The organism is Rathayibacter sp. AY1C6 (genome assembly GCF_002931535.1).
In the GTDB taxonomy this organism is placed as follows: domain Bacteria; phylum Actinomycetota; class Actinomycetes; order Actinomycetales; family Microbacteriaceae; genus Rathayibacter.
Map to the genome: position 1 here is coordinate 17,884 of NZ_PSWC01000025.1, position 16,512 is coordinate 34,395.

The window sequence follows — 16,512 nt, forward strand, 5'->3', positions numbered from 1 at the left end:
CCGTGGTCGACGCCGTCGTCATCGGGGCGGGGCCCAACGGCCTCGCCGCCGCGGTCACGCTCGCGCGGGCCGGGCTCTCGGTCACCGTGCTCGAGCGCAACGAGACGATCGGCGGCGGCGCGCGCACGGCGGAGCTGACGCTGCCCGGCTTCCACCACGACGTCTGCTCGGCGGTGCACCCGATGGCGCTCGCGTCCGGCTTCTTCCGCGCCTTCGGGCTCGACCGGCGCATCGAGCTGGTCGTCCCCGAGATCTCGTACGCGCATCCTCTCGACGGCGGCCGCGCGGGCATCGCCTACCGCGACCTCGACCGCACGGTCGAGGCGCTGGGGCGCGACGGAGCGGCGTGGCGCGCCCTGATGGGACCTCTCTCCGAGCGGGCCGACCGCGTCGCGGGCTTCACCAACGACGCGCTGCTGCGGATCCCGACGGACCCGAGCGTGCTGATCCGCTTCGGGCTGCGGGTGCTCGAGCAGGGCACCCCGGTGTGGAATCTGCGCTTCCGCGAGGACGTCGCCCCGGCGATGTTCTCCGGGGTCGCCGCGCACTCGATCCGCCCGATGCCGAGCCCGTCGACGGCCGCGGCCGCCCTGGCGCTCGGCGCCTACGCCCACGCGCGCGGCTGGCCGGTGCCGATCGGAGGCAGCCAGTCGATCGTCGACGCGCTCGCCGACGACCTCCGGGCGCACGGCGGCACCATCGAGACCGGCGTCGAGGTGACCTCGCTCTCGGAGCTGCCCCCGGCCCGCGCCGTGCTCGTCGACGGCACGCCGACGGCGCTGCTCGCGATGGCGGGGGACCGGCTGCCCCCGGCGTACGCCGCGGCCCTCCAGCGCTTCCGCTACGGCAACGGCGTGGCCAAGGTCGACTTCGCCCTCGACGGGCCGGTGCCGTGGACGAACCCGGAGCTCGCCGGCGCGGGCACGCTGCACGTCGGAGGCAGCCGCGCCGAGATCGCGGCCGCCGAGCGCGACGTGAAGCGCGGCCGGCACAGCCGCAGCCCCTACGTGCTGGTGGCGCAGCCCTCGATCGTCGATCCGACCCGGGCGCCCGAGGGCAAGCACGTCCTCTGGGCGTACACGCACGTCCCCCGGTACTCGCCCGCCGACCAGCAGGAGGCGATCACCGCCCAGATCGAGCGCTTCGCCCCCGGGTTCCGCGACCGCGTGATCGGCGCCTCCTCGATGACCGCCCGCGACATGCAGGCCTACAACCCGAACTACCTGGGCGGGGACATCGCCGCCGGAGCCGCGAGCGTCGCGCAGCTGCTCTCGCGCCCGGTCCCCACGACCGACCCGTGGCGGACGCCCGCGAAGGGGCTCTACCTCTGCTCCTCGTCCACCCCGCCCGGGCCGGGCGTGCACGGCATGGCCGGCTGGCACGCCGCCCGCAGCGCGCTGCGGCACGAGTTCGGGGTGCGCGAGTCGCCCGACCTGTCGCCGGAGGCGCACCCGGCCTGAGCCGCCGCCGATGCGCTGCGCCCGTCGCCGCCCCCGGCCTGCCAGGCTGAGGGACGGCGCCGCCACGCGCCCCACCACCACTCGAAGGAGCCCGCGATGTCCCGCACCACCCGCGTCGTCCACTGCCCGCCCGAGTCAGTCTTCGCGGTGCTCGCCTCCGGCTGGCTGTTCCCGAGCTGGGTCGTCGGCGCGTCGCGGATGCGGAAGGTCGACGCCGACTTCCCGCACGTGGGCTCGCAGCTGCACCACTCCTTCGGCCTGTGGCCGCTCGTGATCGACGACCGCACCACGGTCCTCGAGTGGGACCCGCCGCGCCGGATGGTCATCCAGGCCGCCGGCTGGCCGCTCGGCGAGGCCCGGGTGCGCGTCGAGGTCGAGCCGCACGCGCGCGGCGCGAAGGTGCGGATGCACGAGGCGCCCGTGAAGGGCCCGGGCACGCTCGTCCCGAAGCCGCTGATGCACTCGTTCCTCTGGATCCGCAACCGCGAGGCCGTGCGCCGGCTCGCCCACATGGCCGAGGCGGGAGCCGCGGGCCGCACGCTCGCGCCCGCCTCGCTCCCCTCGCCCGCCGACCGCGCCGGGATCGACCGGCCGAAGCACGTCTGGGCACGCCTGACCGGAGCGATCGGGTCGATCGCGGTCGGGACGCTCGTGGTCCGCGGGGTCCTCGCGGCCGTGCGGCGCGCCCGGAGCTGACGGGCCCGGACCCGACGGCGCCCGGAGTCGGCGGCGCCCCGGAGACGACGGCGCCCGGGTCGGACGCCGCTCGGCTCGGACGCCGCCCGGGTCAGACGATCCGCTCGACCAGCCGCACGTGCTGCACCGCGACGCGCTTCGGCTCGCCCGCGAAGGCGGCGTCGCGCTCGGGCGAGGCCAGGTACGCCCGCTCGACCTCGGCGAACGCGTCGGCGTCGCCGGCCGTGCTGACCGCCCAGACGAACTCGTTCACCTCGCGGTCGGCGTAGGCGAACTCGATCCGGAAGCCGTGGGCCTCGCGCGCCGGCACGATCCGCTCGGGGAACCAGGCGAGGAAGTCGTCCATCACCCCGTCCATCAGCTCGTAGCGTCGGAGTTGGATCGTCCTGGTCTCGGCTGCAGCGCTCATGCTGCGACGGTACCCGTCCGGCGGCCGCGCCGTCGCCGCGCTACGCTCGCCGCCGACAGCCCCACGACGAGGAGGACAGCACGGACCCCCGCCACCGCTCCCTCGCGCTGCTCGTCGCCGGCTGCTTCTTCATGGAGAACCTCGATGCCACGATCGTGACGACCGCCGCGCCCGCGATCGCCGCCGACCTGGGCGTCGACTCCGCCGCGGTCTCGATCACCGTCACCGCGTTCCTCCTCACCGTCGCCGTCCTCATCCCGGCCTCGGGCTGGCTCAGCGAGCGCTTCGGCGTGCGCCGCGTCTTCACCAGCGCGATCGCCGTCTTCACCCTCGCCTCCCTGCTCTGCGCGCTCAGCCCCACGCTGCCGCTTCTGGTCGGCGCCCGGGTCCTGCAGGGCGTCGGCGGCGCGCTGATGGTGCCGGTCGGCCGGCTCGCGGTGCTGCGGGCGACTCCGCGGGAGGGGATCATCCACGCCATCGCGATCCTGGTCTGGCCGGGACTGGTCGCCCCCGTGATCGCGCCGTTCCTCGGCGGGCTGCTCACGACCGTCGCCTCCTGGCACTGGATCTTCCTGATCAACCTGCCCCTCGGGGTCGTCGCGTTCGCGATCGCGCGCCGGATCGTCCCCGCCACCGCCGAGAGCGCGCCGCCCCCGCTCGACGTCACGGGGCTGGTGCTCGTCGCGGTCGGGCTCGGCGCGCTGGTCGGAGCCGCGGGGCTCCTCACCGGCTCCGAGCTCGACGGGCGGGCGGTGGCGCCGCTGCTCGTCGGCGCGGCCGCGACGGCGCTCGCTGTGCGGCACCTGCGCCGCGCCGAGCATCCGCTCGTGCGGCTCGACGCCTTCCGCTTCCGCACCTTCCGGGTCGCCAACGCGAGCGGATCGCTCTACCGGGCGACCGTGAACGCGGTGCCGTTCCTGCTCCCGCTGCTGTTCCAGGACGCGTTCGGCTGGAGCCCGGTGCAGGCCGGCTCCGTGGTGCTGGCGCTCTTCGCCGGCAACCTGGCGATCAAGCCGGCCACGACTCCGCTGCTGCGGCGCCTCGGCTTCCGCGGGGTGCTGGTCGCGGCGAGCGCGGTCGGGGCGGCGTGCATGGCGGCGATGGCGTTCCTCGAGCCGGCGACTCCGGTGGCGCTCGTGGTCGCGCTGCTGGTGCTGAGCGGAGTGGCCCGCTCGGCGGGCTTCACGGCCTACAACACCGTCACGTTCGCCGAGGTCCCGCAGGAGGGGATGTCGGGCGCGAACACCCTCAACGCCACCACGCAGCAGATCGCGGCCGGCCTCGGAGTCGCGGTGGGCGCGGTGGCGCTCGCCGTCGGCACCGCGATCGGGCCCGGCCTCGTCCCGTACCGCGTCGCCTTCCTCGCCCTCGCGGTGCTGACCCTCGTGCCGCTCGCCGCCGCCGCCCGGCTCCCGCGCGACTCCGGGAGCGCCCTCACCGCCTGACCCGCGCGGGCGTCAGGCGAGGCCGAGCGCGATGCCGTCGAGGATGTCGTGCGCGGTCGAGTGGACCCGGTCGACGCCCGGCGACGCCTCGTGGACCGCGCGGAGGACCTCGCCCCAGACCAGCGCGCCGGCCGCCAGCACGTCCTCGCGCCCCGGGCGGACCCAGGGGAGGGCCGCCGTCCCCTCCGGAGACAGCGCGGCGAGCTCGTCGCAGGCGGCGAGGACGTCGGAGAGGGGGAGGGACGTCTCGAGCGCAGCGCGGTCGGTGGTGCGGAGGACGTGCGCGGTGATCGTGAGCACGGTCGCGGCGACGCCGACGACGCTCCGGGCCTGCGAGAGGTCGACGGAGGAGGCGGCCAGCGCGGCGCGCACGTCCGCCCGGATCGCCGCGCGCTCGCCCTCCGTCGGTGCGGCGGCCCGGCGGTGGCGCTCGGTCAGGCGGACGCTGCCGACGTCCATCGAGTGCGCCTGCTCCGGCTCCGCTCCGCCGAGCACGAGCTCGGTCGAGCCGCCGCCGAGGTCGACGACCAGCACGGGCCGGGCGGAGTCGACGGCCGAGACCGCGCCGCGGAAGGAGAGCCGCGCCTCCTCCTCGCCGGAGATCGTCTCCGGGGTGACGCCGAGGATCCGCTCGACGGCGGCGAGGAAGTCCTCGCGGTCGGCGGCGTCGCGGGTGGCCGAGGTGGCGACGAAGCGGAGGCTCTCGGCGCCGGCCTCCTGCGCGGCGGCCGCGTACTCACGGGTGACGGCGAGGGTCCGCTCGAGCGCGGCCGGGTCGAAGCGGCCGGTGCGGTCGACCCCGCGGCCCAGCCGCACGAGCTCGGTGCGGCGCTGGACGTCCCGGAGGCGGCCGCCCTCCACGTCGGCGATCAGCAGGCGGAGGGAGTTGGTGCCGCAGTCGAGCGCCGCGACGCGCGTGGGGGAGGACATCCGCCCATTCTGCCCGCGCGGCCGGGGCCGGAGGCGGGCGATAGCCTGGGGGAGAGACGAAGGAGCCGCCCGTGCACGAACACCACGTCCGCGTCCACCGCAGCGACGAGGAGCTCCCGCGACACGGGCAGCTCGCCCACGCGCTCGCCGAGGTCGCCGCCGATCCGGTCGAGATCGACGACGAGGTCGCCGAGATGGTGGTCAACCGGGTCATCGACAACGCCGCCGTCGCCACCGCGTCGCTCCTGCGCCGCCCGGTCGTCGCCGCCCGCGCGCAGGCTCTCGCGCACCCCGCCTCCATCGGCGGCCAGGGCTCGGTCGTCCTCGGCGTCGACCCGGCCCGCCGGGTCTCGCCCGAGTGGGCGGCCTGGGCCAACGGAGTCGCCGTGCGCGAGCTCGACTACCACGACACGTTCCTGGCGGCCGAGTACTCGCACCCGGGCGACAACATCCCTCCGCTGATCGCCGTCGCCCAGCACGCGGGCATCGGCGGGGCGCAGCTCGTCCGCGGCATCGTCACCGGCTACGAGGTCCAGGTCGACCTGGTGCGCGCGATCAGCCTGCACCGGCACAAGATCGACCACGTCGCGCACCTCGGCCCCTCGGCCGCCGCCGGGATCGGCACGCTGCTCGGCCTCGACGTCGCGACGATCGAGCAGGCCGTCGCGCAGGCCCTGCACACGACGACCGCCACGCGGCAGTCGCGCAAGGGCGAGATCTCGAGCTGGAAGGCGTACGCGCCGGCCTTCGCGGGCAAGATGGCGATCGAGGCGGTCGACCGGGCTATGCGCGGCGAGACCAGCCCGTCGCCGATCTACGAGGGCGAGGACGGCGTCATCGCCTGGATGCTCGACGGCGCCGACGCGAGCTACGACGTCCCGCTGCCCGACCGCGGCGAGGCCAAGCGCGCGATCCTCGACACGTACACGAAGGAGCACTCGGCCGAGTACCAGGCGCAGGCGCTGATCGACCTCGCCCGCCGCCTGCACCGCACGCACCCCGAGGCCGCCGATCCCGAGCGCGTCGAGCGGATCGTCCTGCACACCTCGCACCACACGCACTTCGTGATCGGCTCGGGCGCGAACGACCCGCAGAAGTACGACCCGGCCGCGTCCCGCGAGACGCTGGACCACTCCGTGCCGTACATCTTCACGGTGGCGCTGCAGGACGGCGCCTGGCACCACGTGCACAGCTACGCCCCCGAGCGGGCCGCCCGCGCCGACACCATCGCGCTCTGGCACCGGGTCACGACGCAGGAGGACGCGGAGTGGACGCGCCGCTACCACTCCACCGATCCGGGCGAGAAGGCGTTCGGCGCGCGCGTCGAGATCCTGATGACGGACGGCACGACGATCGTCGACGAGATCGCGGTGGCGGACGCGCATCCGCTGGGCGCGCATCCGTTCAGCCGCGAGCAGTACGTGTCGAAGTTCCGCACGCTCGCCGCCGACGTGCTCGAGGAGTCCGAGATCGAGCGCTTCCTCGACCTCGCGCAGCGCCTGCCCGAGCTGACCCCGGAGGAGGTCGGCCGCCTCAGCGTGATCGCCGCTCCCGGCGTCCTCGCCTCGATCGAGCCCCCGCGCGGCCTGTTCTGATCCCTCCGCGGGAGGGTCGTCCGCACGCACGGTGACGCGCGCACGGACGGCCTCCCGCGGCGGGGAGCGCCGTCGTCAGGCGGTCTGCTCGGCGACCCAGTCCTGGATCTCGGCGATGAAGCGCCGGCGCGAGAAGACCCGGGTGCGAGCCCGGAAGGAGTCGACGTCGAGCGCGAGCGCACGGCGCAGCAGGTCGCTCCAGTCGGGATCGCCCTCGAGGTCGGCGATGACGCCCCCGCCGGCGAGGGACACGCTCTCGCGCACTCCGCCGATGTCGGTCCCGATGACCGGCGTCCCGCAGGCCATCGCCTCCACGGGCATGATCCCGAAGTCCTCGACCGCGGGGAAGACGTACACGAGCGCCTGCGCGTAGAGCGCGCGGATCAGCTGGTCGGAGGGCGAGATGACGAAGGTCACGTCGGCCCGGATCTCCTCGGCGTAGGCGCGGAGCCGCGCCTCCCAGGGGCCGTGCCCGGCGATGACGACCGGCAGCCCGGTGCGGGCTCCGGCGTCCATGACCTTCTCGAGGCGCTTGTAGGGGACGAACCGCGAGGCGCCCAAAATGAACGGCCGCGCGAGCGAGTCGAGGAGGCGCAGCTCGTCGTCGTCGAGCGGGGAGCGCCAGTCGGTGATCGTCGAGAGCAGCTCGGTGTTCACCGGCGGGTAGATGACCCTCGACGGCTGGTGCCACGCGTCGCGCACCCGCTGCCCGGTGAAGAGGCTGTTCACCGCGATGGAGGAGGCCTCGGCGGCGCGGAGGCGGTCGATCGGCTTGAGGAGCAGGCTCGCGGTGCGGGCGGCGAGGCTGCTGCCGCGGCCGTCGCGGTCGGGCTCCCAGATGTAGCGGGCCGGGGTGTGCGCGTAGACGAGCTTGCGGGTCGGTCCGCTGGTGCGGACGTGGTGGGCGAAGAGGTGCGAGCTGACCAGCACCCACTCGCGGGAGGCGCCGACCGGGAGCCTCCACGTGGGCAGCATCGCCGGCAGAGCGAGGACCTTGTGGCGGCGCAGCGGCGTGCGCGCCAGCCAGGACTCCGAGACGGGCCTGCCGACGACCTCGGCGCAGTCGCTCCAGAGGACGCGGACGTCGGCGTCGGCGAAGGCCTCGGTCATCGCCTCGAGCACGCGCTCGGCGCCTCCGCGGCGCTCGACCCACTCGTGCACGATCAGGCCGGGACCGACCGGGGGGACGGATCGGGAACGGGTGGTCGCGTCGATGACGGCAGTGATGATGGGCCCCTTCCCCCGGGCGTGCGGTGAGGATCGGGCGGCCATCCGGAGACGGGAGCGGCTCCGAATGCTTATCCGTCGTCGGTGACCGATCAGCAGTGCAGTAGAAGCTAACCGGCTCGTGGAGAAGGAATCGAAAGGCGAGTACGAGTCGTCGCAGAACGACGGGGAAAGGAGAGTCCGATAATTCGGATAAGCCGCGAGAGGAATGGCGAGGATCGCCTGGAGTGCGTCGCGGAGGCGCTATTCCCTTGGAGATCACAACGATGGAGGAGAGTCGCGGAGAAGAAGAAGTCACTCTTTCAGTGACGCCGTGCCGAAAGGATCAGGAGACGCCGATGCGCTGCAGGGTCTGCCACCGCCACTGGTCGCGGACGCCCTCGCGCACGGTGCGCACCGCCCGCCAGCCCAGCTCCCGCTCGGCCCGTCCCGGGTCGGCCCAGCTCGCGGCGAGGTCGCCCGGCCGGCGCCCCACGACCCGCCACCGGACCGTCTCCCCGCTCGCCCGCTCGACCTCGTCGATCAGCTCGAGGACGCTCGTCGGCGAGCCCGTGCCGAGGTTGTAGACGCGGTGCCCGGGCCGCGCGCGCTCGAGTGCCGCGACGTGCCCGGCCGCGAGATCGCAGACGTGGATGTAGTCGCGCAGCCCCGTGCCGTCGGGGGTCGGGTAGTCGTCGCCGAGGACGTCGACGCACCGGGAGGGGTCGCCCGCGGCCCGCGTCAGCACGGGCAGGAGGCTCCCCGGCGCCGTGGCCGGATCCTCGCCGATCCGCCCCGACGGGTGCGCGCCGATGGGATTGAAGTAGCGGAGGCTGACCGCGCGCAGGAGGGGATCGGCGCGCGCGGCGTCGCCGAGGATCTCCTCGATGACGCGCTTGGTCGCGCCGTAGGGGCTCGCCGCGCTCAGTCCGGCGGGGGAGTCCTCCCCGACCGGCATCACGCCGCCCGGGCTGTAGACGGCCGCCGAGCTCGAGAAGACGACGGTGCGGATCCCCGATTCCGCCGCGACCGAGAACGCCGCGGTGGCGAGCCCGACGTTGACCGTCCAGTACTCGAGGGGCCGCCGCACCGAGTCGCCGACCGACTTGAGCCCGGCGAGCAGGACCAGGGCGTCGACCGGTCCGTGGGCGGTGAGGAAGCGGGTCAGTGCGGCCGTGTCGCGCGCGTCGGCGAGCAGGCGGGGGACCACCGAGCCGGTCAGCTCCTCCACCGCGTCGAGGGTCCGCTCGCTCGCGTGCGAGAGGTCGTCCACGACCAGCACCTCATGGCCGCTCTCGAGGAGCGCGACGGCGGTGTGGCTCCCGATGTAGCCCGCTCCGCCCACCAGAAGGACTCGCATGCGGGGGAGCCTAGATCGGCTCCCGCACGGCGTCGGCGCCGCTGCCGGGCCCGCGGATCCGTCGATCCGCGCCGCCGTCACCCGTGCGCGGGACGCTCTCTGCCGCGGTCGTAGCCCGCGATCGCTGCGGACTCGACGGCGAGCGCGACCAGCTTCTCGCCGACCGGGCGGGGCACCACTCCGAGCGCGGCGTCCGCGAATCCCGCGACCAGTGCCGTCCGCCGCTCGCTCCCGCCGCGGGCCAGGAGGCGCACGGCCGCGTCCCACGCGCCGGCCGCGGGCACCGCCTCCCGCACCTGCTCGGGGTGCAGCCGCTCGAACGTGCGGCGGGCCGCCCCCGAGAGGAACGCGCGCCGGCTGCGGACCGCCGCCGAGACGGAGGCGCCGTGGTGCAGGGCCTCGGCGCCGGGCTCGATCCGCACCGGCACTCCCAGGCGGTGCAGCCGGTAGCCCCAGTCGACGTCCTCCCAGCCGTACTCGCGGTAGTCGGTGCTGTAGCCGCCGACCCGGTCGTAGGTCGCCCGCGTCACCGAGACGTTGCCGCCCCAGTAGCGCCAGGAGGCGTCGGGGCCCGCCGCGTAGGCGCCGCGGCGGAAGCGCTCGCCGGCGGGCCGGCCGTAGGCGCGGGAGTAGGCGGTGCCCTGGTCGACGTCGGGGCAGAGGCCGACGACGCCGGCGACCGCGTCCCGATGGGCCCCGACGTGCGCGGCGGCCCAGCCCGGGCCGGGCTCGAGGTCGTCGTCGCAGCGGATCAGCACGTCGCCCCGCGCGGCGTCGAAGCCGGCGGTGAGCGCGGCGGAGCGCCCCCGGTTCTCGGGGAGCACGACGCGGCGCACGGGCACGGGGGAGGCGTCGAGGGCGCGCTCGCTGGCATCGACGACGCCGTCGAGGACCACGACCACGTCGAGGTCGCGGTGGGTCTGAGCCGCGAGGGCGGCGAGGAGGCGGGGCAGGCGGGCCGCCCCCGCGTAGCTGGGGACGACGACGCTCGCGACACTCATCGGGACTCCTCGCCGCGCGGGCTGCTCTCGACCAGGAGCAGCTCCTCCAGCCCGCTCAGCACGCGCGCCAGGTCGTCGGCGATGGCGCCGGGATCGGTGGCGTGGAGGCGGGCGAGCCGGTCGGCCAGGCCGAAGAAGTCCTGCGGCTCGTCGTCGAGCGCCCGCCAGGTCGCGGCCACGCTCTCGCGCAGCGCGTAGGGGCTGCCCATCGGGGAGACGTCCAGCGGGAGCACCAGGACGCGCCCGTTCAGATCGACGGAGGCCGTGTCCGGGCGGCGCCGCCAGAGAAGGAGCCGGGGGTCCTCTGCCATCTTCTCCGCGTCCTCTCCGCTGATCACCGCCAGTGCGAGTAGAAATCCGCCAGCGCCTCTTATCGCGACGCCTCTCTCGCTATGTTTGCCGCCGACGCGCCAAGGGGTGTACGTCGAGCGACAGCACCGGAGGGCCGCCAATGTCGGAGTCTAATCCGCTCGCATCCAGCGATATCAGCGATAAGAGCGAGAAGAAGAGCGCGAATTCCGCGGGCGTCTTCGCACGGCGGACGGTCGTGGCCGGAGCGGTCTGGTCGGTGCCCGCGGTGATGCTGGCGCAGTCCGCCTCCGCCGTCTCGATCAGCTGCTTCCCGGTGGGCACGGTCTTCCAGGCGGTCGCCCGCGGACGCCTCCTCAGCGGCTTCCTCGGCGGCGTGAACCTCGACAATGTCGCCGGTGTCTCGGGCGTGACGGCGACTGCGCCGGCGTCGGGACCGAATCCGCCCGACCCGGTCGTCGTGACGGGCGGCGTCAACGCCACGGTACTGAACGGCATCGCCGTGAATGCGACCGGGCTGACCGGCACGCTCTCCTCCCTCCTCACGCTGGCGGCTCCCGCCGGCGTCGGCACCCTCAACCAGTACGCGGAGGCGAGCACCACCGGCACCGTCCGCGGAGCCTCCGGTGCGATCACCAATGCCGGCCAGCTGGCGCTGACCCCGACGTCGGGGAGCTACCCCGACTTCGGCACCGTCAACCTGCAGGCGATCCTCGCCGCCGTCGGCGGGCCTGGTCTGTCTGACCTCCTGACCAACGTTGCCGGGCTCACTCTGCAGATCGGCGCCGTCACCGGACGCGCAGCTCTTCAGTCGGCCTGCGTGCCCGGGTCGGACAACCTGCAGCGCGACTACCAGATCACCAGGCTGAACCTGGTGCTCACGTCGACGGCGCTGACAGCTCTCGTCACTCAAGTGACGACCGCCCTGACGACGATCGGCAATATCGGTCTTGTCACCGTCGACACCGCCGCCATCCTCGCGGGGAACCTGCCGGGTGGAGGTCAGCCGATCCAGGCGAGCCTCGGGACGACTCCGGCGACACTGACCATCGATCTCGCCTCCCTCCTCGGGCCGGCTCCCGGGCAGCCCGGGAACACGCAGTTCGGCTCCTACTCCGCCTTCCTCAACAACCTCCCGCCGAACTCGACGCTCCTCGTGGACAGCGGACTCGGCGTTCCGGCGGCGGCCCTGACCGCCTTCACGACGTCGCTGGTCACCGTGCTCACACAGCGGCTGCGCGAGAACATCAGGATCCTCGGGATCCCGCTGAACGGCGCTGGCGTGCTCGCCAGCGTCTTGACCCTGGTCCTGAACGTGCTGAACCCGCTGCTCGCGGCCCTGCCTGCTCTTGTCGGAGCCGTTGTCACCACCGCGATCACCCCGGTCTTCGCCGCCCTGCGGGACGTCATCCAGATCGACGTCAACGCGCAGAACCGCTCGACCAACCCGACCGGGCCCGCCGCCCTCGAGGCGCTCCCCGTCGGCCGCTACGACGTCGCGGCGCTCTACATCCGCGCGGTGGGGCTCGTGAACCTGCTCGACCTGTTCATCGCCCGCGGCTCCGTCGGGCCGAACGTCCGCACGGGCTAGCCGCGCGCTCGGCGCCGTCAGGCGCCGTGGACCACGAGGCCGTGCTCGACCATCGCGTCGAGCACGGCCTCGACGTGCGCCCGGGGGTCGCCCGCGGGCGGGGCGCCGTGCTCGGCGACGACGGCCCCGGTCAGCGCGTCGACCGTCGCGGGCGTCCCGAGAGCACGCCACAGCACCGGGCCGATCCCGGTCAGCGTCTCGACCCGCTCGTCGAGGAGGCAGCTGACCACTCCGTCGCGCTCGACCCACTCGACGCCGGCGGCGCGCGCGAGCAGGCCCGGGCCGGGCGCCGCCGCATCGGCCTCCGGCGCGTCGGCGACGACCGGCGACGGCTCCCCGATCCGCTCCAGGAGCGGCAGCACGGTCTCCGCCTCGCGGTAGCGGAGCACCCGCGCCCCGCCGACGGAATCGAGCAGCCCGGCGAGGTGGTGCAGCGCCGCGGGCAGCCGTGCGAAGTGGCTCAGCTCGGGCAGCAGCACCGAGAGCGCCTCGTCGAAGGCGATCGGCTCGAGCCGGGGCTCCGCCGGGCCGGACGGGTCGCGGGCGATCAGGAGCAGGGCGGCCAGGCGCAGCGGAGCGTCCGGCAGCGGCTGCAGGCCCATCGCGGCGGGGGAGCGGTGCCGCTTCCAGTCGCCGCCGTCGAGGAGGGCGACGGGCTTCCGGAACGGCAGCACCCGCCCGTCGCGGCGGACGGCGAGCGTCTCGTCGGTCACGTACCCGTACCGCCGAGCGGCGAGGCTCACGAGGGTCGACTTCCCGGCACCGGGCCGCCCGACGAACGCGACGACGCGGCCGTCGGGCAGGGCGACCGCGGAGGCGTGCACGCTGAGCAGCCGGCCCTCGCAGGCGTCGGCCGCCGCGAGGGTGAGCGCGGCGCCGATGTGCTCGGCGAGGGCGTCCTCGGTCGGCTGCGCGATCACTCCCGGCTCCCCGACCGGCTCGGTCAGCGACACCCGGTACTCGGAGCCCGGGCGATCGGCGTCGTCGTCCACGTCGTTCCACGACTCCTCCACCTCCGCCACGAAGCGGTCGGGGACGGTGTCGTCGAAGGTGAAGCGCACGCCGAGCCCGAAGGGGGCGCGGATCAGCCGGCGGGTCATGTCAGGTCCTGTCCGTCCGTCGGAGGTGGTCCCACGCGAGCGGAGCCGTGCGGGCGCCGCGTCGCAGCCGCCGCCACCAGCCGGCCGCCACGTCGATCCGGCGCGGGCCGATGGCGGGGTCGGCGGCGCGCAGGGCGTGGGGAGCGGGGAAGACGGCGCGGGCGAGGAGCAGCGGCCGCTGCCGCCAGCCGGCCGCGCGCACGGCCTGCACCCACCCCGCGGAGGCGTGGGGCGAGCTCGCGTTGATCCGCCACGCCCGCAGCTCGGCCGCGGGCACCTCCCCGGCGCGCGCGCGGATGCCGAGCGCGTCGAGGAAGGGCTGCGCGGTCTGGACGGCGCCGAGCTCCTCCGCAGCCGCCCGGAGCGGAGCGTGCAGCTCCGCGCGGGCGGCCACCGCCTCGACGAGCAGGTCGTAGTCGGAGGGCCGCGTGAGGCGCGGGTCGGTGATCTGCCAGGCGTCGCGGAGCGCGTGCAGCGCCAGCACGAGTGCCGAGTCGGCGACGCTGGCGGTCGCGACCGGACGGCCGGCCAGCTCCACGATCCGGTGCCGGCTCCACAGCGCCTCGAAGGCGTCGCGCGGCGGCACGAGGAATCCCGGCCATCGCCAGTGCACGTCGATGTCGACCGGCCACGCGGCGTGCCGGTAGGAGCGCGAGTGCTTGGCCGCGAGCGTCGGTCCGTCCGGCCAGGGCCGCTCGGTCCAGCCGTCGGCGGCCAGGAGGGCCAGGATCCGGGGCAGGTCGTCGGGGGCGACCAGCAGGTCGACGTCGCCGGAGGCGCGGGGCGGCCGGAGCCGGTCGGCGGCGGCGGTCGGTCCCTTGAGCACGAGTGCGCGCAGGCCCGCCGCGTCGGCCCGCCGGTGGACGAACGCCGACACGAGCGGCACGGCCTCGTCGGCCCAGAGAACGCCCACGAGCTCCATCCGGTCAGTATTCCAGCGCTCCCGCGGCCCGCGGAGCCCGGCCGGGCTCGGTGGAGCCGGGCGCTCGTCTCGGTGAGGATGGGCGCGCGGGCCGCGGGGGCGCCGCGCGGAGGCGGGCGGGGCGGCGGATGATCCACGGGGGAGCGGGCGGCGCCGGGCGGCCTCCGGTGGCGCTCGCGACCAACAACGGCGACATCGGCGGCGGCGAGGTGATGCTGCTGAGCATCGCGGAGGCGCTCGAGGCGCTCGAGGTCCCGGTCGTGGTCGTCGGCCCCTCGGAGCCGCGTGCGCTCGTCGTCGCCGCCCTCGCCGCCGGCCACCGGGTCGTCGAGCTCGAGGCCGTGGGCAGACCCGCCTGGATGCGCGCGCTGCGGCGCTGGGACGCCACCTCCCGCGAGGGCGTGCTGTGGTGCAACGGTCTGGTGCCGGCCGTCGCGACGGCAGGGCGTCCGCGGCGGATCGTGCACCTGCACCAGCGCCCGTCCGGCCTGCAGCGGCTGCTCGCGCCCGTCGCCCGCCGCGGCGCCCTGGCGACCCTCGTCCCCTCCCGCTACCTCGCGGGGGTCGTCCCCGGGTCGACCGTGCTGCCGAACTGGAGCCGCCGCGTCGACCTGCCGGAGGCGCGGCCGCGGGAGGACGGGACGACCGTCCTCGGCTTCCTCGGGCGTCCCTCGCTCGCGAAGGGGGTGCGGGTCCTCACCGAGGCGCTGGCGCTGCTGGAGGCCGGGGAACCGGGCGCGTATCGCCTGGTGCTGGCGGGCGAGCCCCGGTTCGTGGCGGAGCGGGAGCGTCGCGAGGTGGAGGCGGCCCTCGCTCCGGTCGCCGCTCTGGTGGACCGGCCGGGGTGGATCGAGCCCGGCGACCTCTTCGCGCGGATCGACCTCCTGGTGGTGCCGTCGGTGCAGCCGGAGTCGTTCGGCCTGGTCGTGACGGAGGCGATGTCGGCCGGCGTCCCCGTGGTGGTGAGCGATGCCGGTGCGCTCCCCGAGGTCGTCGGCCCGTCGATCGACGCCACGTTCCGAGCCGGGGATCCGCGGGCTCTGGCCGAGCTGATCAGAGCCCGGAAGAAGAGAGGACTATCGGAGTCGCGGGAGAGGGATCGTGCCCGCTGGAACGATTCCTACTCCCCGTCCTCCGGAAAGTCGGCTATCGACGGACTTCTGGCGCGGATGGCCCTCTCCGATGATTCCTGATCCTCCCGCCAGGAGACCGATCCGCTTTCCGGGGAATGCCGCGGGGAGCTTCTCCTCCTCCCTCGGGAAAGGACGACGATGACCCCCGAACCGGAAGTCCTCAGAGTGCTCGGACTGTTCCTCAAGCACCCGACACTGCGCCTGGCTCCGGGCGAGCCCTTCGCCCGCGGGAGGCTGCCGTACCGGGCCGACCTCCTCCGGGACGACTCGACGCGGCTCCTCGTCCCCGGTCACGCGTCTCGGCCCGCGCACGTGAAGCTGCGCGACGTCGTGGAGCACCGCACGGGGCTGAACGTGGACACGCAGCTGCGCGCGCTCCGGGCGGTCCGCTCGGCCGACGCGGTGCTCTGCGTGCTCGAGCCGGAGGCGGGCCTCCCCGCGCTGCTCCGGCGCGCGCGGCTCGGGCCGTACGGCCGCACGCCGCTCGTGGTCCTCTCCTGCTGGTGGGCGGAGGAGCTGCTCACCGGCTCGCCGGAGCGGCGCCGACAGGTGGTCCGGCTGCTCCAGGGCGTGGACCGGCTCGTCGTGCTCAGCGAGAACCAGCGCGAGGTCTTCGCTGGCCACGGCGTCGACGAGCGGCGGATCGCACCGGTGCTCTTCGGGGTCGACTCCGACTACTACCGGCCCGTTCCGCCGCGTCCGAAGCGGTTCGAGGTGCTCGCCGTCGGTGTCGACCGCGGGCGCGACTTCGACTCGCTGGTCGCCGCCGCCGAGCGCCTGCCGCACCGGCGGTTCGACATCGTGACCACTCCTGCACGGCGGCCGTCCCGGGCGCTGCCGGCCAACGTCGTCCTGCACGATCCCGTCCCGGTCGGTCGGCACCGCGACAACCTGCGCGACGCCGAGCTCGTCGTCGTCACCAGCCACGACCTCGCCTACCCGACGGGCCAGAGCGTCCTCCTGGAGGCCTCCGGCTGCGGGACCTGCACGGCGGTCACCACGAGCGCCGCGATGACCGGCTACATCCGCGACGGCGAGACGTCCTTCGCGCTGCCCCTGCACGACCCGGCGGGGATCGCGGTGGTGCTGGAGGCGGTGCTGAGCGACGACGGGAAGAGGGCCGAAGTCGCCCGAGCGGGCCGGGAGCGGGTGCTGGCCGAGCTGAACGCGCGGCACATGTGGTCGGGCGTCCGCGAGGTCCTCCGCGATGCGGTCCGCGAGCGCGGCCGCGCCTGAGCGGCGGTCGGCCGGGGCCGCACCAGGCGACCTCCGTCGCGCCGGGAAGGGCCCGCCGACCGGGACCTCCGCGCCCCGGACCCGTGGATCCGCGCCGGATCGGGCGGACGCGGGAGGCG

Annotated in this window: 15 protein-coding genes; 7 read left to right on the forward strand and 8 right to left on the reverse strand. The window is 74.9% G+C overall.

Annotated features, from left to right (window positions below; translation table 11 throughout):
* Window positions 1-2: 2 nt before the first annotated feature.
* Together C5D36_RS14035 and C5D36_RS14040 are read left to right on the forward strand one after the other, a co-directional pair.
* A complete protein-coding gene (locus tag C5D36_RS14035; protein ID WP_374953782.1) occupies window positions 3-1,460 on the forward strand; it encodes a phytoene desaturase family protein in 1,458 nt (485 codons plus the stop codon).
* A 96-nt stretch (window positions 1,461-1,556) separates the two neighbouring features.
* Window positions 1,557-2,156 (forward strand): SRPBCC domain-containing protein, encoded by a 600-nt coding sequence (locus tag C5D36_RS14040; protein WP_104233566.1) that lies wholly within the window; start codon window positions 1,557-1,559, stop codon window positions 2,154-2,156.
* Window positions 2,157-2,247: 91 nt separating this feature from the next.
* Here the strand turns inward: C5D36_RS14040 and C5D36_RS14045 are convergent, their stop codons facing one another.
* A complete protein-coding gene (locus C5D36_RS14045) occupies window positions 2,248-2,565 on the reverse strand; it encodes an NIPSNAP family protein (protein WP_104224531.1) in 318 nt (105 codons plus the stop codon).
* A gap of 131 nt (window positions 2,566-2,696) precedes the next feature.
* On the opposite strand from C5D36_RS14045, the gene C5D36_RS14050 reads away from it, so the two are divergent.
* Complete coding sequence (locus C5D36_RS14050) at window positions 2,697-4,010, forward strand: MFS transporter (protein ID WP_104296049.1); 1,314 nt, start codon at window positions 2,697-2,699, stop codon at window positions 4,008-4,010.
* Between the two features lie 12 nt (window positions 4,011-4,022).
* Here the strand turns inward: C5D36_RS14050 and C5D36_RS14055 are convergent, their stop codons facing one another.
* Complete coding sequence (locus C5D36_RS14055; protein ID WP_104296050.1) at window positions 4,023-4,940, reverse strand: exopolyphosphatase; 918 nt, start codon at window positions 4,938-4,940, stop codon at window positions 4,023-4,025.
* Between the two features lie 71 nt (window positions 4,941-5,011).
* Here C5D36_RS14055 and C5D36_RS14060 point away from each other — a divergent pair, with 71 nt between their 5' ends.
* Window positions 5,012-6,535, forward strand: coding sequence for an MmgE/PrpD family protein (locus tag C5D36_RS14060; protein WP_104251037.1), 1,524 nt, complete (start codon window positions 5,012-5,014; stop codon window positions 6,533-6,535).
* A gap of 75 nt (window positions 6,536-6,610) precedes the next feature.
* Here the strand turns inward: C5D36_RS14060 and C5D36_RS14065 are convergent, their stop codons facing one another.
* The 4 genes from C5D36_RS14065 to C5D36_RS14080 form a co-directional block, all read right to left on the reverse strand.
* Complete coding sequence (locus C5D36_RS14065) at window positions 6,611-7,807, reverse strand: glycosyltransferase (RefSeq protein ID WP_104269539.1); 1,197 nt, start codon at window positions 7,805-7,807, stop codon at window positions 6,611-6,613.
* Between the two features lie 280 nt (window positions 7,808-8,087).
* The gene (galE, locus tag C5D36_RS14070; RefSeq protein WP_104296051.1) at window positions 8,088-9,101 is read right to left on the reverse strand and encodes a UDP-glucose 4-epimerase GalE; all 1,014 of its coding nucleotides are present in this window, start codon (window positions 9,099-9,101) and stop codon (window positions 8,088-8,090) included.
* Window positions 9,102-9,178: 77 nt separating this feature from the next.
* Window positions 9,179-10,102 (reverse strand): glycosyltransferase family 2 protein, encoded by a 924-nt coding sequence (locus C5D36_RS14075; protein ID WP_104296052.1) that lies wholly within the window; start codon window positions 10,100-10,102, stop codon window positions 9,179-9,181.
* The gene (locus C5D36_RS14080; RefSeq protein WP_146083744.1) at window positions 10,099-10,413 is read right to left on the reverse strand and encodes a hypothetical protein; all 315 of its coding nucleotides are present in this window, start codon (window positions 10,411-10,413) and stop codon (window positions 10,099-10,101) included. Before C5D36_RS14080 ends, C5D36_RS14075 begins: the two co-directional genes overlap by 4 nt.
* Window positions 10,414-10,553: 140 nt before the next feature.
* Here C5D36_RS14080 and C5D36_RS14090 point away from each other — a divergent pair, with 140 nt between their 5' ends.
* The gene (locus C5D36_RS14090) at window positions 10,554-12,002 is read left to right on the forward strand and encodes a choice-of-anchor G family protein (protein WP_146081518.1); all 1,449 of its coding nucleotides are present in this window, start codon (window positions 10,554-10,556) and stop codon (window positions 12,000-12,002) included.
* A 17-nt stretch (window positions 12,003-12,019) separates the two neighbouring features.
* On the opposite strand, the gene C5D36_RS14095 is transcribed toward C5D36_RS14090, so the two are convergent.
* Both C5D36_RS14095 and C5D36_RS14100 read right to left on the reverse strand, forming a co-directional pair.
* Window positions 12,020-13,102, reverse strand: coding sequence for a PqqD family protein (locus C5D36_RS14095; RefSeq protein WP_104296055.1), 1,083 nt, complete (start codon window positions 13,100-13,102; stop codon window positions 12,020-12,022).
* A gap of 1 nt (window position 13,103) precedes the next feature.
* The gene (locus C5D36_RS14100; protein WP_104248013.1) at window positions 13,104-14,024 is read right to left on the reverse strand and encodes a nucleotidyltransferase family protein; all 921 of its coding nucleotides are present in this window, start codon (window positions 14,022-14,024) and stop codon (window positions 13,104-13,106) included.
* A gap of 128 nt (window positions 14,025-14,152) precedes the next feature.
* Between C5D36_RS14100 and C5D36_RS14105 the strand changes: the two genes are divergently transcribed.
* Together C5D36_RS14105 and C5D36_RS14110 are read left to right on the forward strand one after the other, a co-directional pair.
* Window positions 14,153-15,217: a glycosyltransferase family 4 protein gene (locus C5D36_RS14105; RefSeq protein ID WP_104296056.1), complete on the forward strand. Its 1,065-nt coding sequence runs from the start codon at window positions 14,153-14,155 to the stop codon at window positions 15,215-15,217.
* 78 nt (window positions 15,218-15,295) lie between these two features.
* Window positions 15,296-16,393 (forward strand): glycosyltransferase family 4 protein, encoded by a 1,098-nt coding sequence (locus tag C5D36_RS14110; RefSeq protein WP_146083745.1) that lies wholly within the window; start codon window positions 15,296-15,298, stop codon window positions 16,391-16,393.
* Window positions 16,394-16,512 lie beyond the last annotated feature (119 nt).